Here is a 23,591-nt window from a genome sequence, read left to right as displayed (position 1 = left end):
GCCCGCCATTGCGGCGGGCGTACTTTGCTTTGCAGAGGGTTCGGCTGCGCGGGCCCTCCGCGGAAGCGATGCAGGAGCGCGCATGAACGATCCACGACGGTATGTGGTGATCGGGGGCGGGCTCGCGGGCCTGGCGTCCGCGGTGTGGCTGGCCGAGGCGGGGAAGCGGGTCACGCTGCTGGAACGGCGGGGGCGGCTGGGCGGGCGCACGCATGCGCTCCAAGTGCCGTCGCTGCGCGATATTCCGGACAACGGCCAGCATGTGATCGCCAGCGGGTACGACCATCTGTTCCGGTACCTGACCAGTGTCGGCACGCGGCAGTACGTGACCTTCCCGCATCGGGGCGTGCTGCGCTGGCCGGGTGGACGTACCACGACCATGGGGACCAAGGGGATTCGGGCATTGCGCAGCCTGTTCGGGGCGCATCCGGACGCGAGCCTCGGCGACAAACTGCGCGCCGCGGCCGCCACCGCGCGGCTCGGTTACGAATGCCTGCGCCAGCCCGCGGATCTCGCGGAGATCAGCACCGAGCAGTGGTTCCAGCGTGTCGGCATGCCCGCCACCGCGCGTGAGGCGCTGTGGGATTGGCTGGCGCTGGGGATCGCCGCCGAACCGGTGCGGCAGGAATCGGCGAAGGTGTTCGCGGATGTGCTGGCCACCGGAATCCGGTTGGGGGTCAAGCATCGGCAGCCGGTGAGCATCGGCTATCCGACCACCGATCTGGACACGCTTTTCGTAGATGGCGCGCTCCGGGTGTTCGAACGCTACGGCGTCGAGGTGCAGTATCGCGCGGTGGCGCGGCGCATTCTGATCGAGAACGGCACGGTGACCGGGGTTCGCCTGGTCGAAGGCGATGTGGTGCCCGCTGACGCCGTGGTGTGCGCGGTCCCCAATTCCTATCTCGGCGGCCTGCTCGACCAGCTGCCCGAACACGACGAGATCTATGCGGCCGCCGACAAATTGGGCTACACCCCGATCGTCAGCACCAACTTGTACCTGGATCGTCCGCTCGGCACCGAGGGTGCGATGGAAGCGCTGATCGGCGGCGCGGGCGTCATCGACGAGGTCTTCGACCGCCAGCGCATGCACGGCCGCGGCACCCTCAATGGCTGGCTGTACTGCCTGACCACCAGCGGCGCCTACGAGCAGATCCACAAACCCCACGACGTGGTGGTCGCGGAGCAGATGGCCTTGCTGCGGCGCTATTACCCCGAAGCCGTGGACGCGAAAGTACTGCACGCCCAAGTGGTTCCGATGCCCCGCGCCACCTTCTCCCAGGTCGTCGGCACCGACGGCCTGCGCCCGCCGCAACGCACCTCGGTACCGACGCTGGTGCTGGCGGGCGACTGGACCCGCACCGACTGGTCGGCCACCATGGAAAGCGCCGCCCAGAGCGCCGCCCGCGCCGTCGACCTGCTCCTGAAATTGCCCGCCCCGGCACTCGCATTCGGCTCGCACGACAGCTGACGGGCGTGCGCGGCATTCAGTTGCCGAGGCGGGCCGCACCGGGCGTTCAGCGGAAGTAATTGAGCACCAGGCGCGTGATGTCCGCCAGGAATCGTGCGCGCGGAATCGGCGGGGCGTCGAGCAGGTAGCGGATGGTCAGATGCTCGACCGCGCGCACCAACATCCAGGCGGCGGCATCGAAGTCGACCTCGGCGGGCACGTCGCGGGCGCGCATGCGCAGGGCCGCGAGGGACAGTTCGCCGATCTGCTGTTCGAAGGCCAGCACGGTCGCGCCGGTGGACAGCCGCGGGGTCTGCTCGACCACCGCGCGCAAGAGTTCCCGGTCGTCGCCGAGGGCATCGAGCAGTTCGGAGATCGTCTCGGGCACAGCTACTTCGGGCCGTCGGGTGAGATTCGCAAGCACCTGGGCGCGGACCCGGTCGGCGACCCCGGCGGTATAGCGTTCGATCACCGCCGAGATGATCGAATCCTTGTCCGGGAAGTACTGGTACAGCGAACCCGGGCTGATGCCGGCGGCCGCCGCGATGCGGTTGGTGGACGCGCCGTCGTAGCCGTGCGCGATGAGCACCGTCTGCCCGGCGTCGATGATCCGCGCCACCATGGCGCGCGAGCGCTCCTGCTGCGGCGTCTTGCGCGGCGGAGCCGGTGACTTCCGGCTGGTGGCAGGCGATTTCGGGGTGCGGCGTTGCGGCGTCATTGCGGTCCAGCGGCGGTTCGGAATGCGAATTGAATGCGAGCGATCATTCGTGTCAGCGTGGAAACATGGTGGCATACAGCGCAATGGCGCGCGACCCACGACCGGATCCGGAGCCGCTCGGCCCGGACTCGCTGACGTGGCGGATCTTCGGTTCGGTGTTCTACGCGCCGACCGGGCTGTTCATCGGCATGGTGCAGAACATGCATCCGGGGCTGGGGGCGGGCGTCGAGTTTCATTCCGAGATCCAGGACGAGTTCTATCAGCGGGTGACGCGGTCGCTGTATCCCATCGCGGGGGTGGTGTACGACGGGCCGCGGGCGCGGCAGACCGCGCGCGAGATCGTGGGATATCACCGCGCCATCAAGGGGGTCGACGGGCAGGGGCGCAGGTATCACGCGCTGGACCCGGGGACGTTCTACTGGGCGCACGCGGTGTTCTTCATGCAGACCGTGCGGGCCGCGGAATTGTTCATGGGCGGGCTGGATGACCGAGAGCGCGAACAGCTCTGGCGGGAGCACTGCCAGTGGTACGAGCTGTACGGCATGAGCATGCGGGTGGTGCCGGCGAGCTGGGCGGAGTTCCAGTGCTACTGGAACGATATGTGCCGCAATACGCTCGAACCGACCAAGGCCGCATGGGAGGTGTACCGGCTGGCGGAGAACGCGCCGGTGCCGCCGTTCCCGGTGCTGCGGCATCTACCGCAACCCCTGTGGCGCTGGGTGATCCGGCCGTCGGGGGCGCGGTTCTATCAGTTCGTGACGGTGGGCATGTGCGATCCGGCGATCCGGCGCACCATGGGATTCACCTGGACCGCCCGGGATCAGCGGGCGTTCGACCGGATCTGCCGGGCCTTGACCGCGCTCAACCGGGTGACGCCCGACGAGGTGCGCTATGCGCTGCCGCGAGTGCGGGCGGCGCGCCGGCGGGTGACCGGGAAACGACCGGCGTGGATGCCGCCGCCGGAAGCGCCCGAATCGCTGTGGCCCGCACCGGAACACCGCGACGACCCCAAGCACTACTGCCCGGTGCACGCGAGCGGCGGCCGTGATGCCGTCACCACATTCCGGCAATTGACGGGGTTCTGACAATGCACGAGTACGACTATTACTACCGCCCCGGAATGGCATTGCGGCCGCCGCCGCCCCGGGCCGTGGCCTCCGATCTCTGGCTCGAACCGCGCCGGGCGATGTTGTCGCCGTGGATCGACGTGCGCCGCGAACCCGTCGAGACGCCGCGCACCCGGTTGATGGCCGACCATCTGTGGCAGGGCGACGAACCGATGGACCGGGTGGTGGCCTCGTTCCGGCAGCTCGGTGCGGCGGGCGGGCGGCGCATGCTGAATCAGGCGCTCGCGCACGGCATCGACAGTGTGGCGGCGCCGACGCCGGAACTGGTGGAGCTGTTCGAACGGCTGGACAATCCGCCGGACTGGTACGACCCGGAGCTGTGGGAGTACGGCCGGCGGCGCTGGATCAATGTGTCCACCGCCGGGAAGATGGCCATGGGCGTGCAGGATTTCATGGGCACCTTCGTGGGTGCGGAAGTCGCCTCGGCGGTCGGGGCGACGGGCCGGTTCGTCCGCGATCCCTACCGCCGCGGCCTCGAATCGGCGGTCTGGTTCCGCAATGTCACCGCACCCGGCGCCATGGAGCGGTGGTCGCCGGTTCTCGCCGACACTATTCGCGTGCGGCTCATGCACGCGCAGGTGCGCGCCATGCTGCGCCGCCGCTGGGGTGACGAGCATTTCGCGCAGCACGGCAGTCCCATCTCGAACGCCACCACCATGGGTGCGGCGGTCACCTTCGGGCTCAATCCCATCTGCTTCGACCATGTGCACGGCAGGCGTTCCACCACGGCGCAATTGGATGCGGTCATGCACTACTGGGCCTACATCGCCTATATCTTCGGCGTCGCCGAGGAGCTGATCCCGCATTCGGCGGCCGAGGGGATGGAGATGGCCGACTACATGGTCGCCACCGCGGGCGTCGCACCGGAATGGACGGCGAACATGACCGGCGCGGCCACCGCGCGCTTCACCGCCGCCACGGCGGCGGGCCGGCTCCGGATCGCCGCTACCGCACCGCTGTTCGGCATGTTCGCGTACTACAGCAGTCCCGGATTGGTTCGAACATTGCTCGCGGACACGCCTTTGCATTCGGTTCCGGTGCAGCCGTGGTCCGCGCTCACCGGATTGGCCGCCGATACCGCGGTGCGCCTGCGGGTCATCGACGATCGTCTGCCCGGTGCGCGGGGCCGCCGCGCTCGTCGTGCCGAGCGCATCGACCCGTTCTGGGAGCGCAACACCCGTGTCGCTCGCTTCCTGGCCAGGCGGGTCGGCATCCGCGGCACGCCTTACGACCACCACGACGTCTCCGCCGACAGCGTGCCGCGCTGCCCGGTCTGATCACGCCCTGCCCGGTCCGGCGTTGGCCCTACGCGCCGGACCCGCCTTCGATGCTCAGGTACACGACCATGAGCGTGAACAGGAACCAGCCCGCGCCCTGCCAGATCGGCCAGGTCCGCCCGGCCCGCCACTCCCGGAAGGTCATCACGAAGGCCCCGATCCCGCCGAACAGCAGCACCAGCCCCGGTCCGAGACCCACGACCAGTCGCGAGGCGGTGTCGCACAGCATGGTGTCGTCCAGGCATTGCGAGCGCGCCGAAGCCCACACCAGGGTGATGACCGCGACCAGCGCCGCCAGGGCCAGAATGCTCAGCACATAGCGCGCCGCCCGGCGGAACGCCGGTGGATCGTTCCAGCTCTTGCCCACGTCGTTGGACACCCGCCACACCTCCTCGCCGAGAAAGTACCCGCTCAGCGCGTTCCGAACCGGCAGGCAGGTTTCAGCGCGCGTCGGCCGCCAGGCCCAATCCCAGCGCCACCAGCACCGCCGCCAGCGCCCGCTCGATCCGCTGCCGGATCCCGGTGCGCCGCAACCATTCCCCGGCCCGGTCGGCGGCCAGCACCACACCCACGCACCAGGCCGTGTCGATCACCAGCTGCACTACGGCCAGTGCGATCACCGTGCCCAGCACCGGCCCCGACTCGGGCAGGAATTGCGGCAGGATGGTCAGCCCGAACACGGCCGCCTTCGGGTTCGCGGCGATCGAGATCAGCGAAGCCCGGAACGCCGCGCCGGGCGTGCGACCACCGGGCAATGCCGAGGTCAGCGCCGCGCCGAAAGCATCATCCCGCCGCGATCCGCGCCAAGCTTGAATCCCCAGCCAGATCAGCACTAGCGCACCGACGAGGTGCACCGCCTGGTTCATGATCCGGTTCGCCACCAGCAGCGCCGACAATCCCGCGCCCCCGGCGAGCGTCCACGCGAACACGCCGATCTCGTTCCCGGCCACCGCCGCCAGCCCGGCGGTTCGGCCGTCCCGCAGCGAGCGCTGCAGAAACAGGGCGGTGGCGGGCCCGGGAATGGCGGCCAGAATCAAACACGCGAGCATGAAGGCGGGCAGAACGTGGACCCAGTGCGGCATTCACCGATGCTGCCATGGTCGTCGCCGCCCCGACCACCGGTTTTCCGCTGAATCGGCGTCAGGCGCGGCCTGCGGTGAGGAAGTCCGTGCCGCCGACGTAAACGGTGTGCCCGGGTTCGAGGTCGTCGCGAGTGGCGTCGGCTACCGCGGTGGCGAACTCCTCGACGGTGGGCAGCGCGCCCTCGTCACGGCGTGCGGTGACGGCGTCCGGGTCGCGGCGCTCCAAGAGACGCACGATGATGGTGCCGTCGATCATGTCGCCGGAGACGACGGCGAAACCGATTCCACGCCGGGTGAATTCGGGGATCATGCCGCGAAGTACGTCCTCGCCCGCGCGTTTGCTCGCGGCGATGGGCTCGTAGCCGGTGGGGACCGGGCGGGTGGCCGAGAAGTGGGCCTGGTGGCTGGTGACGAAGACGATCCGCCCGCCGGCAGGGAGATGGGGGAGCGCCAGTTCGACCAGCCGGGCCTGGGCATCGCGGTTGATCGACATGGCGTAATCGGGGGCCGCGTCGCGCTCGAGGCCGCCGGAGGCGTTGAGCACCAGCACATCCAGGCGGCCGAATTCGGCGACCACGGTGTCGACGAGCGCGCGGGCGCCCTCGGGGTCGGTGATGTCCGCGCCCGCCACCGACGCGCTCCCGCCCGCCGCGATGATCTCGGCCGCCAGGGTTTCGGCGCGTTTGCGCTTCTCCCGGTAGTTGATGATCACGTGGTCGCCGCGGGCCGCCAGCACCCGGGCGGTTTCCGCGCCGATCCCGCGAGATGCCCCGGTGATCAGCACGATTCGGCGTAGGTCCGCCCTCGGTGCGCCGCTGTCGTTCATACCGTTCCTCCTACCCACCCGACCGCTTCTAATTCAGAACCAATATGGTGGTTCGAAATGAGAAGCGCAACTCAGCCGCCGCTCGCGGCCATGGACCTGCTCGGTCAGCGGTGGATGCTGCGCATCGTCTGGGAGCTGGAGCCGGGACCGCAGGGATTCCTGGGCCTGCGCCGGCGCATGGACAACTGCTCGTCGAGCATGCTGTCGGTGCGGTTGCAGCGGCTCCAGGAAGCCGGCGTGCTGGTCAAACGCGAGGACAAGGCGTACGAATTGACCACGGCCGGAAGGGAACTCGCGACGGCCCTGGAACCGGTGTGGCAGTGGGCCCGGGAGCGCCTGTGAAACGTGGACGGCTGCGGCGGCCGCTCGCCTGGACCGCCGTCGTCCTGGCGGCGCTGCTGGTCGTCGCCTCCGGCCTGTACATGCTGATGAACTCGCGCACCTATCAGGTGGCGGGGCGGCTGATCTCGCGGGCGGACACCGCGGACAAAGTGGTCGCGCTGACCCTCGACGACGGGCCGACCGGGCACACCCCGGAGATTCTGAAAGCCCTGGCGGACGCCGGGATTCCCGCCACCTTCTATCTGATCGGCAGCGAACTGGCCGACCATCCCGAGCAGGGCCGGGCCATCGCCGCGGCCGGGCACGAGATCGGCAATCACAGCTACCACCACCGGCGCATGGTCTTCGTGACCCCGGGGACGGTGCGCGAGGAGATCGAGCGCACCGACGCCGAGATCGCGAAAACTGGCTATCAGGGCCCGATCACCTTCCGCCCGCCCAATGGCAAGAAGCTCATCGCCCTGCCGCGCTATCTGGCCGAGCACGATCGCATCACCGTCATGTGGGATGTGGAACCGGATTCGGGCAAGCGCCCGAGCACCGACGAGATCGTGGCCGAGACCCTGGACCGGGTCCGCCCGGGTTCCATCATCCTGTTGCACGCCATGTACGACACCGGCGCCGCGTCGCTCGCCGCCATTCCCCGCATCGTGGCCGAACTGACCGCGCGCGGGTACCGCTTCGTCACGGTTTCGAAGCTGCCGGGGATATAGCCGATGTCCGGCGAATGCCAAGAACTGTGCAGTTGACCTAATTAGCACATACACTGTCTGGGACGTAAACAAGGTTTGGAGAGGTGCACGATGGGAGAGCGGACGGTAGTCGCCGACGTCGCCGACGAGCTGGCGCGTCGCGTGGCATCCGGGCAGTACAGTCCCGGCGGATTGATGCCGTCCGTTCGTCAGGTGGCCGACGAGTTCGAATTGAATCGCGCTACGGCACAGCTGATCCTGGGGCGCCTGGAGTCCTACGGTTTCGTGGACGCGCACCGCGGCAAGGGTTTCGTGATTCGCGATGTGCGCGCCGAGGGCGGCGTGGACGTGTACCGGCGATTGTTCCGGCTCTCCATGCCGGATCCGGAGACGGCCGCGGAGATGTTCGGCCACATCGTGGACGAGGAACGCGGTATCGCGCTGGAGGCGCTGCTGGCCTACACCGGCAGTGACCGCGAGATCGACCCGGCCGAATTCAAGTCCGATATCGACGAGCTGGAAACCCTTGCGCGCGGCGCGGATCCGGATCCCGAGCGCATGCTGCGCCTGGAACTCGGCCTGCTGCGGCGCTTGCTGACCGCGCTCGGGCTCTCGGTGCAGCGGGCGGTGCTCAACTCGATCGGTGAAATGGTCCTGGAGGTGCCCGAGGCGGTGCAGGCCTATTTCGCGGTATCGCCGGACCTGCACGTGCTGGTGTGGCGGGCGCTGGTCGCCGTTTGGGAATCCGACGGCGGGCCGAGCGAAGCGCAGCTGGCCCTGTTCGAGGACCTGTTCGGCATGTACCACCAGAAGGTGGTGGCCCGCTTCGAGGAGCTGGTCGGCGTGGACGTGGCCGGCGCCGAAGTGCTCCCGCACGTGGTGTCCGCCTGAGGTTTTCGATGATCCGCCGGGGATAACCGACGGATCGGTTTCGTCTCAGACGCCACGCGCCCGGGTGTGGGCGCTCAGGAGACGCCGATGGCGGCATTCATAATGGTGCCCGCACTGGTGGCGACGATTCCCCCGATGAGCGCTCCGGCCACCTGTTTCGGTGATTGCAGCGCACCGCCCTGCCATTTCTCCCAAGCAAACCGACCGCCCGCATAAATAATCGCGAGCGTGCCGGATAAGAGCACGAACCAGGTGAAATAACGGACCAGCCGCAGCAGTTTGTCCGCGGCCGGCGGCGTCTCGGGGGTCGGATCGAAGACCTGGGCCAACAGGTCGTGCGCGGTGGTGGCAGCGGTGAGAAGCATCTCGGCGCTCTTCCGTGTGACGGCAGTTCCCTATCCGGGGTACCCGCCATTCACCCACTTGCGCAAGCGGATTCGGACGATCAGTCGACGTCGTTGTCCGCGGACAGGTACGCGATGGCGGCTAGATACTGCCGGCAGGCGAAATGCTGATCATGTTTGCGCAGAATGGCGCGCGCCGAGCGATAAGTAAGACCACGCGGTTCGATTTCGCAATCGTCACCGGAGATATCAGTACAAGGGGCGAGCATCTGGGTCATTTGATGCCTCTGGCCGATGGGATAGTGATCCGAGTTTAGGAGTCCGCATCGTGCAAATGCAAGTACATCTGCACGATCGGTCAGCCGCGTCGGGAGACTTCGGGTCCCATTCGGTGTTGTTGTGACATCAGGGTTTACGCGCCACGCCGCCATAGGCCGAAATGTCCGATACGGGCGCGGTGGACTCCGATGTGGACGACACTACCGGCCGCCAGCGCGGCAGCGGGACGAACCCGGGCTCCAGTAATTCCAGGCCGTCGAAGACCGCGCGCAATTCTTCCTCGGGGCGCGGCCGGTAGGGGAGGCCGCCGGACTTGGCGTACTCCAGGCAGAGCTTGACGTAGGCGTCGCTGTCCACGGTGCCGTCCCAGAAGACCAGATAGCTGCCCGGCGGCAATGCGGCCATGGTCTCGCGGACGATGCGCAGCAAATCGGCGGTGCTGTCCGCGTGCCCGAGCACGCCCATGAACATGGCGGCGACGGGCCGGGTGAGATCCAGGACGGCGTGCGCTTCGGTGAGAATCCGGCCGGGGGAGTGGAAGTCGGCCTCCAGGCAGGCGGTGACGCCCTGGGCGCCGCTGGTCTGGGCGCGCACGTGCGCCAGCACGAGCGGATCGTTGTCGACATAGAGCACCCGGGCCGCGGGCGCCAGCGACTGGGCCACCTCGTGGGTGTTGTCCGTACTGGGCAGTCCTGTTCCTATATCGAGGAACTGGGTGATGCCGAGTTCGCCGGCGAGTATGCGGACCGCGCGGGTCAGGAAGCGCCGGGATTCCACCGCCATGGTTGTTATGTCCGGATCTATGGCGAGACTGGCATCGCCGACCATCCGGTCGATCTCGTAGTTGTCCTTACCGCCCATCCAGTAGTTCCAGACGCGCGCCGAGTGCGGGACATCGGTCCGAATCGCGGGGTGATGGGTTTCAGGCATAGGGGAACTCCTCGACGACTGCTTGCGCGCGTGTTAGGTCCGGTCTGTCAAGTGACAGTACAAGATTCGTTCGCCGGGCAGCGGGCGCTTGGTTGGCGAACCGTGGAATTTATCAAACCGACCAGTCGGATATGCCGTTTTCGCTTCGCAACTTCGCATGGACCTGGGGTTTTCCAAGATCAAAGCTGTTGTGTTGCAAAGGATGTGCGGCAAACAAGGGATCGTTGCCGGGCAATCTGCGTGCTATCGTTCTTGTTGCGGTTGCAACTGTAAGTACATTTGACCGAACGTTTGCAAGTACTGGACCACCGTCTGCGGGCGGTACTGGCAAGGAGTCTGAAATGACCGATTCATCGGCAACCCGGATCGATCCGGCGACACTCTCGTGGCGCAAGAGCACTTTCAGTAATCCCAGTGGTAACTGCGTGGAACTGGCGGAACTCACCGATGGTCAAGTGGCCATGCGCAACTCGCGTGACCCGCTGGGATCGGTGCTGGTCTACACCCGCCCGGAGATCGATGCGTTTTTGCAAGGCGCCAAGAGCGGAGAGTTCGACTACTTGGCACGCTGAGCGGTAGCATTGGCAATCGGCGCGGTGGTTCCGACGTTGCGGTTGTGAGTCCACTGCCGGCAAACCCGAGCAACGGAGTGGAAACTCATGGTCGCAGAACCCGTAGCCCACGGACTGGCGGATTCCGCTGTCGCCGAACGCGGTCCGACCGCAGTACGGATCGCGGTCGGCAGTCAATTGCGGAAGTTGCGGGAATCCAAGAACATCACCCGGGAAGCCGCGGGTGACCACATTCGCGGATCCCATGCCAAGATCAGCCGACTCGAACTCGGCCGGACCGGATTCAAGGAGCGTGACATCCGGGATCTGTTGAGCCTCTACGAGGTCAACGATCCCGGCGAGCGCGCCCAGATCATGGATCTGGTTCGCAAGGCCAACGAGCCGGGCTGGTGGCATCGCTACAGTGACCTCCTGCCGCAATGGTTCGAGACCTATCTGGGTCTCGAGCATGCGGCCAAGTCCATCCGAACCTACGAGGGCCAACTGGTCCCCGGCCTGCTGCAGACCGAGGACTACGCCCGTTCGATGGTGGCGCTCGGCCATGACGCCGACGGTGAGCGACGCGTATCGCTACGCCGTCGGCGCCAAGAGCTGTTGACACGTCCTGGCGCGCCGAGCTTCTGGGCGGTACTGGACGAGGCGGTCCTGCATCGGCCGATCGGCGGGCACAGCGTGCTGCGCGATCAGATCAATCAGCTGATCAAGGTGTCGAACTTGCCCAATGTCACCATTCAGATCCTGCCGTTCTCGGCGGGTGGCCATGCGGCAGCGGGGAGTTCGTTCACCATGCTGCGGTTCGCGGAGCCCGAATTGCCCGATATTGTGTATTTGGAGCAATTGACGAGTTCGCTGTACCTGGATCGCCGTCAGGACCTCGAGCTCTACCGACAGGTCATGGATCAGCTCAGCGTGCAGGCCGAACCGCCGGAGCGTTCGCGTCAGCTCATGGAGAAGCTGGCCGCCGAAGCCGCCGCAGCAGCCGAATAACCGGTCGCAGCAGGGGGAAACAGCCGCGTCTGAGCCCGAGTGGCGATAGACGCGGCACAGTCGTGTGCGCGGAATTTTCGGGCGAAAGCGCGCGCCATGCGATACGACTGCGTGAATGCAAGTGAATTGGCAAGGGGGAGGCTGGCATTGCCGGCGGTGAACACGGCATAACGGGGCCCCGGGTGGGGCCCCTGCTGGTGGTTACGACCTCATTGCCGAATGAAACTCGACGCTATCCGCCAGAATGCCTCGGGCTGCATCATGTGCAGATCCCAATCGTTCACCATGGCATGAGCGGTCGTGACGATTCGGTCGATATCGAAATCGTACCGAGTGGCCGCTCCGGTGGATTCGACCTGCCTGATGACGAAAGCGGTTGCCGTCTCCCGAGAATAGGATTGTGCCGGCGTGCTTCTTTCGGCAAACCCAAGTCGGCTGAGGTTGATTGGCTGGTTCATGCGAACGCCCCTGACGCCAGGCCGACGGCTAAGCGATGGCGAGGAATCGCCGGTGATTCACCGCTCGGCGCTCTGGTTGTCCCCTATTGATGCCTTGCACTTGCAGGAACGAGTCTATGACCGTGCTATGCGCAAATGCAAGTGCATCTGCAACCTCGAATACGCAGGCAGAGGGGTGTTTTGGGGATGCTAAAAGTTTGCACGGACGGGGCGGCGAGCGCTATTTCGGAACGAATACTCCGGTGAGATCCGCCTTCTTGATCGGCGTATCCGGGTTGGCCTGCGCCTCACACATGAGTTTTATGGTGGCGATGGCCGTATCGACGGTGTCGGAGTCCGGTTCGGGGGTCCGGCTCTGCTCTTGTTCCAGGAATTTGCGGGTGGTCACCCGCTGCTTTTCGGTGTCCTGCTGGACGAATTCGCTACAGGGTGTGTCGCCGCCCTTGTTCACGAGTTGCTCGGCCTCGGAGCAGCCGGACAGTACGGCGACGGCGAGTCCGGCGGCGAGCGCGAGCCCCGCCGCGGGCCGGGGAAGAGTGCGCATGACGTCCCGCTCCTAGAACCCGGCCAGGCCGGCGGCCAGGCTGTCGATTTCCAGGGCCGCAATGGCGTCCTGGCGTACGTCCGGGCATTGACTCGTGGTCACCTGGTCGACCACCGCCCGATCGCGCATAACGGCGGCATTGATGCCGTTATTGCGCATTGCCCAGTTGTGCACCGTGCCGTTGAATGCGACCCGCCCGATGGTCGGACCCTGATCGCGCCACTTGGAGACTTCCGGTTTCATCATCTCGCACAGTTGCTGGGCCGCCTCGGTCGAAATGGACGGCGCGCCTTCGGAAGTGAAGACGGGTCCGCGGTTTTCCCCGGTGGTGGTTCCGGGCGAGCCGGATTCGGTGCTGTTGGAACACGCGGCCGCTCCGGTGAGCAGCCCGGCCGCGAGCAGCGCTCCGGCGACCATGCCTCGAATTCTCATGACTCCTCCTTTTCCCGGCGTTCGACCCGGCGGTGTTCGAGCACCATCTGCGTGATTCCCAGGCTCAGCAACACCACGCTGGCCACCGTGCCGATGACCGCCCAGCCCCCGAATCCGTAGCCGGCGGCCGTCAAGGTCAATGCCACGGCCACGATGCCGAGGGCGGACAGAATCAGTCCCGGCCAATTGCGGGTGTCCTCCAGGGCTTCGCCGGCGTGCGGCCGGGTGGTGCGGTGCTCGTCGGGGCGGTAGTCGCCGGTGCTGTTCGCGGAATAGCGGAGTGCTCCGGGGCGTGAATCATCGTGCGCGGCAGGCATCATCGCTGTCCTCTCTCTGCGGAGCCTGATAACAGGCGCATACCCGGACCGGCACACCCCAATCACGGGCGGATCAGCCGGCCAGGACCGCCGGATGCAGTTCGTAGACGGCGAAGGCCGCCCGGATCACCGGCTGGGCGACATTGCGCACCCGGGTGCCGCCGGGCGTGGTGCCGCGCTCGCAGCCGTGATGGGCGTGCCCGTGCACGGCGAGTTGCGGCCGGCAGGCGTCGATGGCCTCACCGAGCAGATAGGAACCCAGGAACGGGTAGATCTCGAGGGGTTCCCCGTGCAGCGTGTCGCCGATGGGGGAGTAGTGGGTGAGCGCGACCGTCACCTCGGTGTCCAGACCGGCCAGCGCGGTGTGCAGGGCGGCGGCGAGATCGACGGTGTGCCCGGCGAACTCGCGCATCTGCCGTTCGCCGAACACGCTCGCGCATTTGCCCGCGAAGCCGCCGCCGAAGCCCTTGGTCCCGGCCACGCCGAGCCGGATCCCGGCCACCGGCACGGTCACCGCCGAGCCCTCCAGCACCGTGATGCCGTGGTCGGTGAGCAGCGCGGTGATCTCCTCCGGCACGTCGCCGTGATGGTCGTGATTGCCCAGCACCGCGATCACCGGCACCGCCAGCTCCGCGAATTCCCGGGCCACCACCCGCGCTTCGTCCAGGGTGCCGTGCCGGGTCAGATCGCCGGCGAGCAGCAGCACGTCCGCGCAGTCGGGCAGTTCCTCGAGCGCGGGCCGCAGCGAGCCGCCGGAATCCTCGCCCAGATGCACATCGCCGACCGCCGCGATTCGAACCCGGTCGGTCGGTTCGATGGCCGTCGGCGACCCCGGGCCGTCGCGGTGTGCGCCGGCCCCGTCCGCGCCCGCCCCGTTCAGTTCAGCTCCTCGTGCTCGGTGGGCGCGTTCGCGTGGATCACCCGAACGTCGTTGTGCACCCGCAGTTTCGGCGCCAGCTCGTGCACCACCGCCTCCAGTTCGCGGCGGCGGGCGGTGCCCATCACCTCGCCGCTGAGCACCACCACATCCCCGCGCAGCGTGACCTGCACGCCCAGCTCGGCGGTGCGCGGATCCTCGGCGAAGGCGCGGCGCAGATTGGCCACCAGATATTGCGGCAGGATCGCCTCGGTCCGCCGCTCGGTCGGATCGGTCATGTCCCCAGCCTCTCGTTGCTCGCTGATGCCGAGATCGTCGAGCAGGCCCAGGAAGGCCCGCGCGTACGGCGACATCTCGGTTTCGGTGCGCACCCGCGCCCAGTCCACCTGCTCGCGCAGATCCCGCGCGATGTGCAGCAGCCGGGTGAAGTCCAGCCGGTGCGGGTCGAGCACCATGAGTTTGTCCACCAGCAGATCGGTGCCGCTGATCACCGGCGCGGCGGTCGGCCCGATGCGCAACCAGCCCGCCCGGCCCAGCAGTTCGTCGGTGACGGTCCGGTAGTTGGGCCGGAAGATCAAGTCCACCAGGGTGTCCCCGTCGTAGACCTTGGTCAGCCAGTCCTCCGCCGGATCCACCGGCCGCAGCCCGCACGCCGTCAGCGCGGCCCGGGCCCGCTGCGCGTCCCGCGGCTTGACGAAGATGTCCACATCGTGATCCGAGGCCGGCCCGCCGCGGGCGTAGACCGCGCAACCGCCGCCGACCGCGAATGGAATCTCCTTGTCCAGCAGCGTGTTCACCACGCGGGTGAGCGTGTCGAGGAGGCGGTCGATCGTCTGGACCATACCCGGGGCATACCCGTGCCGACGCCGGCTAATCGGGCGTGATTGATCGGCCGCGGAGCGGGTAGGGCGTGCCCAGGAAGGGAAGGTCGATATGCCGGCGGGTGCGGATCGGGAATGGGATATGGCGGCGCGCCACGAAACGGAGATCGAACGGCTCGACCGGAATTGGAACACCCTGATCCAGGAAACCCGGGTGGTGCAAACCGGCGTGCAATTGCTCACCGGATTTCTGCTCACCGTACCTTTCCAGGCGCGTTTTCAGACGCTGTCGGATTGGCAGCGCGGGCTGTATCTCGCGACCGTACTGGCCTCGATCTGCGCCACCATTTTCCTGGTCGCTCCGGTATCGGCGCATCGAATTCTTTTCCGCCGCCATCGAATCGACACCGTGGTGCTTTCCGCGCACCGCTACGCCATGACCGGACTGGTGCTGCTGGCGGCGGCGCTGGTGATGGTGGCGGTGCTGATCTTCGATGTGGTGGCCGGTCCGCTCGCGGCCGCGAGCGCGGGCGGCGCGCTGGGTTTCCTGTTCGCCCTGTGCTGGGTGGTACTGCCCTGGCGGCGGCGTGCCGGTAGCCCGCGCTGGCGCCCCGGAAACTCGGATGTCCAAGTACCGCAGCATGTTTCGGGTCCGAATCGCCGGGTATCGCCGCATTGTCAGTCGAACACCGACACCGTGGAGGTGAATCTCTTGTCCGAGCACGAGAAGAGCGGATTCCGTGAGGGCTTCGAAGGCACCGTGGAAGGCGCGAAGGGTAAGGCCAAGGAAGCCGCCGGCACCGTCTTCGGCAATGAGAACCTGCGTGACGAGGGCCGTGTCCAGCAGTCGCGCGCGGAGGACCAGCTCGATGCCGCCAAGCACGAGGCCCAGGCCGAAAAGGAACGCGCCAAGGCCGAAGCCGAGGAAAAGCGGCAGCGCGCCTACCAAGAAGGCAATCGATAATCCATAGCAAGGAAATGCCCGGCGGTCGGTCCGCCGGGCATTCCGCCCGTTCAGGAGCAGCTTTTCATGAGCAGCGCACACGATCAGGATGTCGTCGAACTCCTGATGTCCCAGCACAATCAGATCAAACAATTGCTCGAGCAGGTGCAGGCCGCGCCCGGGCCGAGCAAACGCGAACCCTTCGAGGAATTGGTGCGGCTGCTGGCCGTGCACGAGAGCGCCGAGGAGGAGGTCATCCATCCGACCGCGCGCCGGGTGGCCGTCAACGATCAGATCGTCGACGCCCGCCTGCAGGAGGAGCAGCAGGCCAAGCGGGAACTGGCCGAACTCTTCGAGATGGGTCCCGAGCACCGAGAGTTCGATCAGCGCTTCCGGGCTTTCGCCGAGCGGGTCGTCGAGCACGCCGAGATGGAGGAGAAGGAGGAGTTCGGGCCGCTCCTGCAGCACTCCTCGGCCGCGCAGCGGGCCAGCCTGGCCACCGCGGTCCGGGTCGCCGAGGCCGTCGCCCCGACCCGGCCACACACCGTCGGCGGCGAGTCCGCGCTGTCCAATGTGGCCTTCGGCCCGCCGCTGGCCGTCTTCGACCGGGTGCGTGACGCCGTGCGCGATTGGCGGCGGCAGAGCGAGCAGAGCTGAATCGCGCGGGCTCCGGGCCGGTTGTGGGAAATGCCACCCGGCCCGGACGGGACTCGATGTTGTAACCGGTTTCAACGGTGTGTTAGCTCTGGGAGCAGTGGTTTCGATCGACTGCACCGGACAGGAGCCGTACACCGTGATGGATGTGCCCGCGTATTTCGACGAGGTGGACGGCGGTTTCCAGCCGACTCGCTTCGCGGCCAGTCAATGGTCCGCGGCGCAGGTGGTGGGCCCGGCGCTGTGCGGGCTGATGGCCCGGGAACTCGAACGGGCGCACGCCACCGACGGCTTCGTACCGGTGCGGCTGACCGTCGACATGTTCAGCGCGGCCCGTTTCGAGCACACCACCCTGCCGACGGTGCGGGTGCGCGACGGCAAGCGGATCCGGGTCGCCGACGTGAGCGTGGTGCAGGGCGGGAAGGTCGCCGCGCGGGCCTCGGCGGTCCTGCTGCAGCCCTCCGAACAGCCGCCCGGCGCGCTGTGGCGGCGGGACCGCGAACCGGAGCCGCCCTCGCTCGCCGTCGCGCCCCCGTCGGCGCTGCCCAAGGTGCCGCTGTTCGGCAGCGCGGGCGAGTGGTCGCCGCTGCCGACCGAGCACGAGAACGACAGCCGGAAACGGACCTGGCAGAACCCGATTCGCACCGTCACCGGCGAGGAGCTGTCGCCGTTCGTGCGGGCCGCCATCGTCGGCGAGGCCACCAGCATGATGACCAACTGGGGCGATGCCGGGATCGGGTTCATCAATACCGATATGACGCTGGCCCTGGTGCGCATGCCGGAGGGCTACGAGATCGGGGTGGAGGCCGACAGCCACTTCAGTGAACGCGGGATGGCGGTCGGCACCGCGACCCTGTTCGACCGGTGCGGATCCTTCGGCAGCGCCATGGTGACCTCGGTGTCCAATGCCGGCCGGCAGATCAGCAACGCGCAGTTGGATATCGCGGTGTCGGCGCGTATCTAGACCGGTTCCGGGGAGTCTGTGACAGATCCACCGGACCGTGACAGAATGTCTTCAGGTTGAGACTACAGCCGCCCGGTTCTTGCCGGGGATCGCTCGCATCGGCGAGCGTGGTAGTGGTATCGCCTTCCGGCGTATCGCCGTCGCGCCTCATTTTTCCGACACCGTCGGTGTGGTTCCCCAGTGCGCAGGAACCGGACATCCCCTCCCCAGGAGGTAGTCATGTCCGCAATTGCCGTACTCCAGCGTGGCGTCGAAGCCGACGCCATCGCCTCCGGTGCCGAACGCGATCGCCCAGAACAGCATTCGCCGCCGCGAACCGATCCGGCGCACTCGTGCGCCGTCGTGCGGGTGGAGGGTGAACTCGATGCCGCGGTTCTGCCCGAATTCACCGAGGCGCTGGAACGGGCGATGACGTCCGGTTCGGCGGCCGTGGTCGTCGACTTCCGTCAGACCAGTTTCCTGAGCATCGGCGGCGCCTCGGCGCTGGCCGGGGCGAAGGAGTCCGCCGAGGCGGTCGGCGTGGAACTGCGAGTGGTGGCCTGCCGCCGGGAAATCGAGCGCGTGCTCGAGGTGACCGGTGTGCGGCCGTTGTTCCGCTATCACTCTTCGGTTCAGGCCGCGCTGGAGGCATAGTTGTCGATGGAGGTCGGGTGGGATCGGACCGGGTCCGGTCCCACCGATCCACTGCCGGAGCGCCTTTCCGGAGCGGATACTCGTGAGGTGACAACAGGTGGTGAGCTCTCGGCGGATGAGGCTCAGGCTTTCGACCAGGTGATCGGCAGCGGGCACGCACAGCACGTCGGCAGTTTTCGTTTCTGGTTCGCCGACCAGCGCTGGGAATGGTCCGACGAAGTGGCCGCGATCCACGGTTACCCGCCCGGCACCGTGCACCCCACCACCGAACTGCTGCTCGAGCACAAGCATCCCGAGGATCGAGAGCAGGTGGCCACCTTCCTGGCCCGGGCAGTGGAGCACGGGGATCCCTTCTCCAGCCGGCACCGGATCATCGACACCCATGGCGACGTGCACCACGTGATCGTGGTGGGTGACCATATGGTTGACGAAAAAGACAATGTGGTCGGCACGACCGGCTACTACATCGATGTGACCGACACTCTCGCCGAACATCGGCAGGAGACCTTGGACGACACCCTGCCCGAGCTGTACCGGGCGCGCGCGGTGATCGAACAGGCCAAGGGTGCGCTCATGCTCGTCTACGGCATCAATGCCGAACAGGCCTTCCGGGTGCTGACCTGGCGCTCGCAGGAGACCAACACCAAACTGCGCACCCTGGCCCAGCAGCTGGTAGCCGAGGTGACCGCCATGGGCGGCACCGCGGTCGAACTGCGCACGCGTTTCGATCATGTGCTGCTGACGGTCCATCAGCGGCTCGAGTCGTAACCGGCCCGGGGCAATCCACGACGGCTGCGGGGTTTCCGAGCCGTCGCGGCGGGTATCGCGGCGATAATGCGAGGGACGAACGGATACAACAACGGCCGGGCGCGGCGTATCTCGTCACGGTCGCTCGGCAATGGACTAGCGGAGATGCGCATGACAGAGTGGATTTCCCGGCCGGCCACCGATACCAGCACCGTCGGCCTGCGGGTACCTGCCGAACTCGAGCAACTGACCATGCTGCGGGCGCTGGCCGAGACCGTGGCGCTCATCGCCGATTTCGCCCTCGACGAGGTCACCGATATCCGGGTCGCGCTGGACGAGGTCGCGACCGCGCTCATCGTGGCGGCGGTGCCGGGCAGCCATATCGCCTGCGATTTCGACTTCGACGAGCAGCGCATGCTGGTGCGGGTGGGCGGCACCACGGTCGACGCGGATGCCTTGGACGAGAACGGTTTCGGCTGGCACGTGCTCGACACCATCACCGAGAACCTCACCGCGCATCGTCATCCCTTCGATCCGGCCGCCGGCGGGTACCCGGTGCTGGTCGAATTCAGCCGGTTACGAGGCGTCGCCGATGGTGGATAAGGCCCAGCCCCGCCCGCCCGCGCGCTCCCGCAGCCGCGGCGACAGCTACGACAATATCGAGCCGATGTTCGAGGAGCTGGCCGCCATCGACCCGGCCGACCCGCAGTACGAACGCGTGCGGGAGAAGCTGATCGGGCGCTGCATGCCGCTGGCCGACCATATCGCGCGCAAGTTCTCCGGGCGCGGGGAATCCTTCGACGATCTGCTGCAGGTGGCCCGGGTCGGGCTGGTGCAGGCGGTGGATCGTTTCGACGTCACCCGCGGGTCGTCGTTCCTGTCCTTCGCGGTGCCGACCGTGATGGGCGAGGTGCGCCGGCATTTCCGCGACAATACCTGGGCGGTGCGAGTGCCGCGCCGTACCAAGGAGATTCAGCTTTCCATCGGCGGGGCCATCGATACGCTGGCGCAGCGGCTGGGCCGGCTGCCCAAGGCCCGCGAGATCGCCGCGGAACTCGAGGTGGACCTGGTGGAGGTGACGCAGGCGCTGATCGCGGGCAATGCCTATCAGCTGGCTTCGCTCGACGCCGTCGCCGGTGACGACAGCGAGAACACCCCGCTGTCGCTGATGGAGGTGCTCGGCGAGGTCGAGCCGCGCTACGACCGGGTGGACGAGTTCATGGCGGTCAAACCGCTCCTGGCCGAACTGCCCGAGCGCGAACAGCACATCCTGATCATGCGATTCTTCGATGCCAAGACCCAGACGCAGATCGCCGACGAACTCGGCATCTCGCAGATGCATGTCTCGCGCATCCTGGCCAAGACCCTGGGCTGGTTGCGCGAGCAGGCACTGCGTGATTGACCGGCGCGAAAACTCCTGACTCACACCGGATTCGGCGGTGGCGGCGAAGGGCTCGGAATCGGCGGGACGGGTTCCGGGCGCGGCTGCGGGGGAATCGGCTCCGGTTGCGGCTGACCGGGAATCGGCTCGGGCTGCGGGAGCGGCGGCTGCGGCGGCGTCGGCGGAATCGGGTTCGGCGGCGGATGCGGCAAGGGGCCCGGCTGCGGGGTCGGAACCGGTTGCGGATGGGGTTGCGGGTCCGGCGTCGGCTGGGGGCCCGGATTCGGCTGCGGCGTCGGCGTCGGCTGGGGAGCCGGATCCGGCTGCGGGGTAACGGGTTCCGTGGCGGTAAGGCGGTTTCGCATGGTTTTCCTCCTCGGTCGATGCGGCGGTCAGTGCTCGCGCAGGAGCGCGCCGACGCCGTCCGGCAGGGTGAGCCGCCCGGTGAGCGGCAGGATTTCGCTCCCGCCCGCCAAGGCGGCCACGGGTAGCGCTTCGTCCGCCCGGCGCACCTCGGCCGGACCGTCGAGATCGTGGGCACTGGTCGCCACGTCGGTGTGGCTCGCGCCCACCAGCACCCGGCGCTCGTCCAGGCCGCCGCCGTCGATGAGCAGACAGGAGACGCGGACCTCGCGCAGCGCGGCGGCGGTCTCGGCGAGGCCGCCGGTGGTGGGGCCGCCGAAACGGGCGCGCTGGGTGCGATAGCGCTCCAGGACCGCGTCGCAATGGGTTTCGGCGGCCTCGGTGACGTTCTTGCGGACCTGCTCGGGAATGGTCTCGGTCTCCGCGTCGATCTCCACCAGGCGGCGGTGGCGCGCGTCGGGCGGATCGCCGTCCACGGTGGTGCCGGCGCCCAGGCGGATCTCCACCGCGGTGCGCAATCCGGCCCGGACGGTGGGCTCGCCGGCCACCAGGATCAGCATGGCGTCCACCCGGTTCGCCAGTTCCAGCATGCGCGCGGCCACGATATCGAGGGTGCGGCCGACGGCGTCCGGCCCGCGCCGGCGCATGGCGCGCTGCCCGCGCACGCCGCGGGCCGGCAATGGCGGCTGACCGAGCGAACCGGTCATATGCGCCACCGTGTCGCCGTGCCGGTCCACGGCGTACAGGCGGGCCCCGGCGCGTTCGACCCGGGCCGCCACGTGCGGAATCACGGGTGCGCGCTGTTCCAGCAGCGGTAGCAGGTGCGGTAGGGGAGAGACCCGCACGATATCGCTGGGCGGCGGGACGGGCAGCTGCTCGTCGACCAGCACGGTGCGCTGATCGGCGATGAGCGCTCGCCCCGACCGTCCGGGTGCCGGCGGACCCGCCGCCACCGCGATCCCCAGCGCCCCGAGCTGTTGCTCGGACGCGCCTGCGGCGCTGAGCTTTTCGCGAACGGACCGGTATCGGAGTTCGGTCTGCCGTGCGGTGTCTCCGACAGCCTGCGAACTGTCGAAGTACACCGAGACGAACGGACCGCGCCGATCGATCAGTTCCCGGAGACTTGTCCTGGTCACATTGGTCGGATACCCCCGCTTTTTCCGGGCAATCCTGCAAAAGTTGTTCGGGCACGGAGTTTTTCACCGGCTCACCGCAATGAATCGGACATTCGGACTGGTCGTTCGGGCGAAAACGGCGGTATTCGACGGCTCGCCCAGGCTCCGGGGCCGGGCCGCCGCGCCGGACCGGCGGCCCGAGCGTTCGCTGATTCCCGAAGCCGCATCCGGTCCGGCGGTCGGCAAATACCTGGCAGTCGCATTATCGGCACGGACCGGTCTCGATGTGGCCTCGAACCGACGACTACGGAGTGTCGCACCGCGCTGCCCGATTAGGCTCGTGCGCGTTCAGGATGAGGGGACGTCCAACCGTCGATCTGTTGGGGGTGCTGTGCTTCGCTGTCTGCGAATTCTTTTCGCCGCCTTGATGATCGGGTGTTTCGCGGCACAGGCGCAGGCGCAGCCGGTCGATACGGGCGGGCAATCGCCGGAGCCGCCGAATCCGCCGGCGCTCGACCTGCCCGGCCTGCAACAGTGGATCGACCTGCTGGTGCCCGCGCCGCCGCTGCTGCCCGCCTCGCAAGCGCCGCTGGTCGCGGCCGGCGGCATCGCCCCGGACCTGGCGGCTTTCCGCGCCGCCACCATGCCCGCGGCCATCGGTGACTGGTTCGTCGACGACTGGCCCGCGGGGCTCGACGAACTCGCCCCCGGTGACGTGGTGGCCTGGCGGGATGTGACCGCGACGGGCGGGCCCACCCTGATCACGCCGGTGCAGCAGGTGCTGCAATTGAAGTACCGCACCACCGATTCCCATGACCTGCCCTCGTATGCGGTTGCGACACTGGTGCTTCCGTTCGGCGAGTGGACCGGGGCGGGGCGGCGGCCGGTGCTGGTGAACAATCTGCCGATCAATGCCCTGGGGCGGGACTGCAATCCGAGCTACACGCTCTCGCGCGGATTCAACAGCAAGACGAATCTGGCGGAGTATCTGCTGCCGACCACCCAGCTGGCGATCCTGCGCGGATACGCGGTGCTGATCGTGGACCACGAGGGGCCGCGGATGGCCTACGCCGAACCGTACGTGGCGGGGCACGCGATTCTGGACGGCATCCGGGCGGTGCGCAACCATATGCCGATCCAGCTGGGGGACAGCCGATTCGCGATGGTCGGCTACTCCGGCGGGGCGATCGCCACCCACGGCGCGGTCAAGCTGATGAACGACTACGCGCCGGAACTGGCCGAGGTGGTGGTGGGCGCGGCGCTGGGCGGCGTCCCGGCCGACTTCGAGATCCTGTCCCGGAGCATGAACGCCAATCTCGCCTCGGGGGTGTTCATGGCGGCGACCTTCGCCATCGGCCGGGAGCGACCCGAAATCCTCTCCCGCATGAACCATTTGGCGCAGTGGGCCGCGGTCTCGGCCTTGAAGGATCTGTGCATGTCGTCGTATTCGTGGCCGGGCCTGCTGCAACTGCCCATCGATATCGCCGCGAACTACCCGGACCCGCTGCGCAGTGAGCTGGCCGAGGAGATCTACCGGCTGAGCCGGATCGAGGGGCGCAAATCGGCTGTGCCGCTGTACATCTACAACGGTGAACAGGAGTGGTGGGTGCCCGCGGAAGGAGCGAAGAAGCTCTACGCCGAGCAGTGCGCGCTGGGTGCGACGGCGGTCTACCGCAGCGTCTTCGGCGAGCACATCATCGGAGCCGTCACCGGATATCCGGAATCCCTGAACTGGCTCGATCAGCGCCTGCAAGGCGTGCCCGCGCCCAACGAGTGCTGAACCGCCGCCCGAACGCCTGCCTCGCCGGCGTCATCATCCCCACCCGAC

31 protein-coding genes are annotated in these 23,591 nt (G+C 67.6%); 16 read left to right on the top strand and 15 right to left on the bottom strand.

The window, feature by feature from the left end; genetic code table 11:
• The first annotated feature begins 82 nt into the window (after positions 1–82).
• Positions 83–1,468: a hydroxysqualene dehydroxylase gene (locus LTV02_RS14850; protein WP_233040544.1), complete on the top strand. Its 1,386-nt coding sequence runs from the start codon at positions 83–85 to the stop codon at positions 1,466–1,468.
• Between the two features lie 46 nt (positions 1,469–1,514).
• On the opposite strand, the gene LTV02_RS14845 is transcribed toward LTV02_RS14850, so the two are convergent.
• Positions 1,515–2,165, bottom strand: coding sequence for a TetR/AcrR family transcriptional regulator (locus LTV02_RS14845; RefSeq protein ID WP_233040543.1), 651 nt, complete (start codon positions 2,163–2,165; stop codon positions 1,515–1,517).
• 65 nt (positions 2,166–2,230) lie between these two features.
• On the opposite strand from LTV02_RS14845, the gene LTV02_RS14840 reads away from it, so the two are divergent.
• Together LTV02_RS14840 and LTV02_RS14835 are read left to right on the top strand one after the other, a co-directional pair.
• Entirely contained in the window at positions 2,231–3,250 is a 1,020-nt protein-coding gene (locus tag LTV02_RS14840; protein WP_233040542.1) for an oxygenase MpaB family protein, read from the top strand.
• 2 nt (positions 3,251–3,252) lie between these two features.
• The gene (locus LTV02_RS14835; protein ID WP_233040541.1) at positions 3,253–4,569 is read left to right on the top strand and encodes an oxygenase MpaB family protein; all 1,317 of its coding nucleotides are present in this window, start codon (positions 3,253–3,255) and stop codon (positions 4,567–4,569) included.
• 28 nt (positions 4,570–4,597) lie between these two features.
• Here LTV02_RS14835 and LTV02_RS14830 read toward each other — a convergent pair whose 3' ends face one another.
• From LTV02_RS14830 to LTV02_RS14820, 3 genes are all read right to left on the bottom strand, one after another.
• Positions 4,598–4,948: a hypothetical protein gene (locus tag LTV02_RS14830; RefSeq protein ID WP_233040540.1), complete on the bottom strand. Its 351-nt coding sequence runs from the start codon at positions 4,946–4,948 to the stop codon at positions 4,598–4,600.
• 61 nt (positions 4,949–5,009) lie between these two features.
• Positions 5,010–5,651 carry a LysE family translocator gene (locus tag LTV02_RS14825; protein ID WP_233040539.1) on the bottom strand — a complete coding sequence of 214 codons (642 nt, stop codon included), beginning with the start codon at positions 5,649–5,651 and terminating at the stop codon, positions 5,010–5,012.
• A gap of 58 nt (positions 5,652–5,709) precedes the next feature.
• Positions 5,710–6,477 carry an SDR family oxidoreductase gene (locus LTV02_RS14820; protein ID WP_233040538.1) on the bottom strand — a complete coding sequence of 256 codons (768 nt, stop codon included), beginning with the start codon at positions 6,475–6,477 and terminating at the stop codon, positions 5,710–5,712.
• A gap of 57 nt (positions 6,478–6,534) precedes the next feature.
• Here LTV02_RS14820 and LTV02_RS14815 point away from each other — a divergent pair, with 57 nt between their 5' ends.
• From LTV02_RS14815 to LTV02_RS39250, 3 genes are all read left to right on the top strand, one after another.
• Entirely contained in the window at positions 6,535–6,819 is a 285-nt protein-coding gene (locus LTV02_RS14815; RefSeq protein WP_067709920.1) for a winged helix-turn-helix transcriptional regulator, read from the top strand.
• Positions 6,816–7,532 (top strand): polysaccharide deacetylase family protein, encoded by a 717-nt coding sequence (locus tag LTV02_RS14810; RefSeq protein WP_408639365.1) that lies wholly within the window; start codon positions 6,816–6,818, stop codon positions 7,530–7,532. The genes LTV02_RS14815 and LTV02_RS14810 overlap by 4 nt, the downstream gene beginning before the upstream one ends.
• Positions 7,533–7,622: 90 nt before the next feature.
• On the top strand, positions 7,623–8,402 hold the full coding sequence (locus tag LTV02_RS39250) for a winged helix-turn-helix domain-containing protein (protein ID WP_067709919.1): 780 nt from the start codon (positions 7,623–7,625) through the stop codon (positions 8,400–8,402).
• Between the two features lie 74 nt (positions 8,403–8,476).
• Here LTV02_RS39250 and LTV02_RS14800 read toward each other — a convergent pair whose 3' ends face one another.
• The 3 genes from LTV02_RS14800 to LTV02_RS14790 form a co-directional block, all read right to left on the bottom strand.
• Positions 8,477–8,767, bottom strand: coding sequence for a hypothetical protein (locus LTV02_RS14800; RefSeq protein WP_067709918.1), 291 nt, complete (start codon positions 8,765–8,767; stop codon positions 8,477–8,479).
• Positions 8,768–8,847: 80 nt separating this feature from the next.
• Complete coding sequence (locus tag LTV02_RS14795; RefSeq protein WP_157762104.1) at positions 8,848–9,024, bottom strand: hypothetical protein; 177 nt, start codon at positions 9,022–9,024, stop codon at positions 8,848–8,850.
• Positions 9,025–9,151: 127 nt separating this feature from the next.
• Positions 9,152–9,955 carry an SAM-dependent methyltransferase gene (locus tag LTV02_RS14790; protein ID WP_233040537.1) on the bottom strand — a complete coding sequence of 268 codons (804 nt, stop codon included), beginning with the start codon at positions 9,953–9,955 and terminating at the stop codon, positions 9,152–9,154.
• Positions 9,956–10,296: 341 nt separating this feature from the next.
• Between LTV02_RS14790 and LTV02_RS14785 the strand changes: the two genes are divergently transcribed.
• On the top strand, positions 10,297–10,527 hold the full coding sequence (locus LTV02_RS14785) for a DUF397 domain-containing protein (RefSeq protein WP_067709911.1): 231 nt from the start codon (positions 10,297–10,299) through the stop codon (positions 10,525–10,527).
• 87 nt (positions 10,528–10,614) lie between these two features.
• Complete coding sequence (locus LTV02_RS14780; RefSeq protein ID WP_233040536.1) at positions 10,615–11,514, top strand: helix-turn-helix domain-containing protein; 900 nt, start codon at positions 10,615–10,617, stop codon at positions 11,512–11,514.
• 209 nt (positions 11,515–11,723) lie between these two features.
• Here LTV02_RS14780 and LTV02_RS14775 read toward each other — a convergent pair whose 3' ends face one another.
• From LTV02_RS14775 to LTV02_RS14750, 6 genes are all read right to left on the bottom strand, one after another.
• On the bottom strand, positions 11,724–11,972 hold the full coding sequence (locus LTV02_RS14775; RefSeq protein ID WP_067709910.1) for a hypothetical protein: 249 nt from the start codon (positions 11,970–11,972) through the stop codon (positions 11,724–11,726).
• A 220-nt stretch (positions 11,973–12,192) separates the two neighbouring features.
• Positions 12,193–12,516, bottom strand: coding sequence for a hypothetical protein (locus LTV02_RS14770; protein WP_233040535.1), 324 nt, complete (start codon positions 12,514–12,516; stop codon positions 12,193–12,195).
• Positions 12,517–12,528: 12 nt separating this feature from the next.
• Positions 12,529–12,948 carry a hypothetical protein gene (locus LTV02_RS14765; protein WP_233040534.1) on the bottom strand — a complete coding sequence of 140 codons (420 nt, stop codon included), beginning with the start codon at positions 12,946–12,948 and terminating at the stop codon, positions 12,529–12,531.
• Positions 12,945–13,265 (bottom strand): hypothetical protein, encoded by a 321-nt coding sequence (locus tag LTV02_RS14760; RefSeq protein ID WP_233040533.1) that lies wholly within the window; start codon positions 13,263–13,265, stop codon positions 12,945–12,947. The genes LTV02_RS14765 and LTV02_RS14760 overlap by 4 nt, the downstream gene beginning before the upstream one ends.
• 73 nt (positions 13,266–13,338) lie before the next feature.
• Entirely contained in the window at positions 13,339–14,082 is a 744-nt protein-coding gene (locus LTV02_RS14755) for a metallophosphoesterase family protein (protein ID WP_233041582.1), read from the bottom strand.
• 59 nt (positions 14,083–14,141) lie between these two features.
• Positions 14,142–14,984 carry a hypothetical protein gene (locus LTV02_RS14750; RefSeq protein ID WP_233040532.1) on the bottom strand — a complete coding sequence of 281 codons (843 nt, stop codon included), beginning with the start codon at positions 14,982–14,984 and terminating at the stop codon, positions 14,142–14,144.
• A 91-nt stretch (positions 14,985–15,075) separates the two neighbouring features.
• Between LTV02_RS14750 and mbp1 the strand changes: the two genes are divergently transcribed.
• The 7 genes from mbp1 to LTV02_RS14715 all read left to right on the top strand — a co-directional run bounded on the left by mbp1 (position 15,076) and on the right by LTV02_RS14715 (position 20,306).
• Positions 15,076–15,927, top strand: coding sequence for a microaggregate-binding protein 1 (gene mbp1, locus LTV02_RS39495; RefSeq protein WP_332909579.1), 852 nt, complete (start codon positions 15,076–15,078; stop codon positions 15,925–15,927).
• A 66-nt stretch (positions 15,928–15,993) separates the two neighbouring features.
• Complete coding sequence (locus LTV02_RS14740; protein WP_233040531.1) at positions 15,994–16,563, top strand: hemerythrin domain-containing protein; 570 nt, start codon at positions 15,994–15,996, stop codon at positions 16,561–16,563.
• A gap of 97 nt (positions 16,564–16,660) precedes the next feature.
• On the top strand, positions 16,661–17,524 hold the full coding sequence (locus tag LTV02_RS14735) for an acyl-CoA thioesterase domain-containing protein (RefSeq protein ID WP_233040530.1): 864 nt from the start codon (positions 16,661–16,663) through the stop codon (positions 17,522–17,524).
• 219 nt (positions 17,525–17,743) lie between these two features.
• Positions 17,744–18,157 (top strand): STAS domain-containing protein, encoded by a 414-nt coding sequence (locus LTV02_RS14730; protein WP_233040529.1) that lies wholly within the window; start codon positions 17,744–17,746, stop codon positions 18,155–18,157.
• Between the two features lie 87 nt (positions 18,158–18,244).
• Entirely contained in the window at positions 18,245–18,925 is a 681-nt protein-coding gene (locus LTV02_RS14725) for a PAS and ANTAR domain-containing protein (RefSeq protein WP_408639364.1), read from the top strand.
• A 150-nt stretch (positions 18,926–19,075) separates the two neighbouring features.
• On the top strand, positions 19,076–19,507 hold the full coding sequence (locus LTV02_RS14720) for an ATP-binding protein (RefSeq protein WP_233040528.1): 432 nt from the start codon (positions 19,076–19,078) through the stop codon (positions 19,505–19,507).
• Complete coding sequence (locus tag LTV02_RS14715) at positions 19,497–20,306, top strand: SigB/SigF/SigG family RNA polymerase sigma factor (RefSeq protein ID WP_233040527.1); 810 nt, start codon at positions 19,497–19,499, stop codon at positions 20,304–20,306. Before LTV02_RS14720 ends, LTV02_RS14715 begins: the two co-directional genes overlap by 11 nt.
• A 20-nt stretch (positions 20,307–20,326) precedes the next feature.
• Here LTV02_RS14715 and LTV02_RS14710 read toward each other — a convergent pair whose 3' ends face one another.
• Together LTV02_RS14710 and LTV02_RS14705 are read right to left on the bottom strand one after the other, a co-directional pair.
• On the bottom strand, positions 20,327–20,650 hold the full coding sequence (locus tag LTV02_RS14710; RefSeq protein WP_233041939.1) for a hypothetical protein: 324 nt from the start codon (positions 20,648–20,650) through the stop codon (positions 20,327–20,329).
• Between the two features lie 27 nt (positions 20,651–20,677).
• Positions 20,678–21,784 carry a baeRF2 domain-containing protein gene (locus LTV02_RS14705; protein ID WP_233040526.1) on the bottom strand — a complete coding sequence of 369 codons (1,107 nt, stop codon included), beginning with the start codon at positions 21,782–21,784 and terminating at the stop codon, positions 20,678–20,680.
• A 406-nt stretch (positions 21,785–22,190) separates the two neighbouring features.
• On the opposite strand from LTV02_RS14705, the gene LTV02_RS14700 reads away from it, so the two are divergent.
• Positions 22,191–23,543: a lipase family protein gene (locus tag LTV02_RS14700; protein ID WP_233040525.1), complete on the top strand. Its 1,353-nt coding sequence runs from the start codon at positions 22,191–22,193 to the stop codon at positions 23,541–23,543.
• Positions 23,544–23,591: the final 48 nt, after the last annotated feature.

This window comes from Nocardia yamanashiensis, assembly GCF_021183565.1.
Lineage (GTDB): Bacteria > Actinomycetota > Actinomycetes > Mycobacteriales > Mycobacteriaceae > Nocardia > Nocardia yamanashiensis.
This window is presented reverse-complemented; position numbering and strand designations above follow the sequence as displayed.

Coding starts and splice junctions, on each gene's coding strand:
- LTV02_RS14710 (WP_233041939.1), bottom strand. CDS start 20,650: ATGCGAAACCGCCTTACCGCCACGGAACCCGTTACCCCGCAGCCGGAT.
- LTV02_RS14850 (WP_233040544.1), top strand. CDS start 83: ATGAACGATCCACGACGGTATGTGGTGATCGGGGGCGGGCTCGCGGGC.
- LTV02_RS14795 (WP_157762104.1), bottom strand. CDS start 9,024: ATGACCCAGATGCTCGCCCCTTGTACTGATATCTCCGGTGACGATTGC.
- LTV02_RS14765 (WP_233040534.1), bottom strand. CDS start 12,948: ATGAGAATTCGAGGCATGGTCGCCGGAGCGCTGCTCGCGGCCGGGCTG.
- LTV02_RS14760 (WP_233040533.1), bottom strand. CDS start 13,265: ATGCCTGCCGCGCACGATGATTCACGCCCCGGAGCACTCCGCTATTCC.
- LTV02_RS14790 (WP_233040537.1), bottom strand. CDS start 9,955: ATGCCTGAAACCCATCACCCCGCGATTCGGACCGATGTCCCGCACTCG.
- LTV02_RS14720 (WP_233040528.1), top strand. CDS start 19,076: ATGACAGAGTGGATTTCCCGGCCGGCCACCGATACCAGCACCGTCGGC.
- LTV02_RS14840 (WP_233040542.1), top strand. CDS start 2,231: ATGGTGGCATACAGCGCAATGGCGCGCGACCCACGACCGGATCCGGAG.
- LTV02_RS14785 (WP_067709911.1), top strand. CDS start 10,297: ATGACCGATTCATCGGCAACCCGGATCGATCCGGCGACACTCTCGTGG.
- LTV02_RS14825 (WP_233040539.1), bottom strand. CDS start 5,651: ATGCCGCACTGGGTCCACGTTCTGCCCGCCTTCATGCTCGCGTGTTTG.
- LTV02_RS14715 (WP_233040527.1), top strand. CDS start 19,497: ATGGTGGATAAGGCCCAGCCCCGCCCGCCCGCGCGCTCCCGCAGCCGC.
- LTV02_RS14780 (WP_233040536.1), top strand. CDS start 10,615: ATGGTCGCAGAACCCGTAGCCCACGGACTGGCGGATTCCGCTGTCGCC.
- LTV02_RS14835 (WP_233040541.1), top strand. CDS start 3,253: ATGCACGAGTACGACTATTACTACCGCCCCGGAATGGCATTGCGGCCG.
- LTV02_RS14740 (WP_233040531.1), top strand. CDS start 15,994: ATGAGCAGCGCACACGATCAGGATGTCGTCGAACTCCTGATGTCCCAG.
- LTV02_RS14815 (WP_067709920.1), top strand. CDS start 6,535: ATGAGAAGCGCAACTCAGCCGCCGCTCGCGGCCATGGACCTGCTCGGT.
- LTV02_RS14770 (WP_233040535.1), bottom strand. CDS start 12,516: ATGCGCACTCTTCCCCGGCCCGCGGCGGGGCTCGCGCTCGCCGCCGGA.
- LTV02_RS39250 (WP_067709919.1), top strand. CDS start 7,623: ATGGGAGAGCGGACGGTAGTCGCCGACGTCGCCGACGAGCTGGCGCGT.
- mbp1 (WP_332909579.1), top strand. CDS start 15,076: ATGCCGGCGGGTGCGGATCGGGAATGGGATATGGCGGCGCGCCACGAA.
- LTV02_RS14820 (WP_233040538.1), bottom strand. CDS start 6,477: ATGAACGACAGCGGCGCACCGAGGGCGGACCTACGCCGAATCGTGCTG.
- LTV02_RS14750 (WP_233040532.1), bottom strand. CDS start 14,984: ATGGTCCAGACGATCGACCGCCTCCTCGACACGCTCACCCGCGTGGTG.
- LTV02_RS14845 (WP_233040543.1), bottom strand. CDS start 2,165: ATGACGCCGCAACGCCGCACCCCGAAATCGCCTGCCACCAGCCGGAAG.
- LTV02_RS14730 (WP_233040529.1), top strand. CDS start 17,744: ATGTCCGCAATTGCCGTACTCCAGCGTGGCGTCGAAGCCGACGCCATC.
- LTV02_RS14700 (WP_233040525.1), top strand. CDS start 22,191: ATGATCGGGTGTTTCGCGGCACAGGCGCAGGCGCAGCCGGTCGATACG.
- LTV02_RS14800 (WP_067709918.1), bottom strand. CDS start 8,767: ATGCTTCTCACCGCTGCCACCACCGCGCACGACCTGTTGGCCCAGGTC.
- LTV02_RS14775 (WP_067709910.1), bottom strand. CDS start 11,972: ATGAACCAGCCAATCAACCTCAGCCGACTTGGGTTTGCCGAAAGAAGC.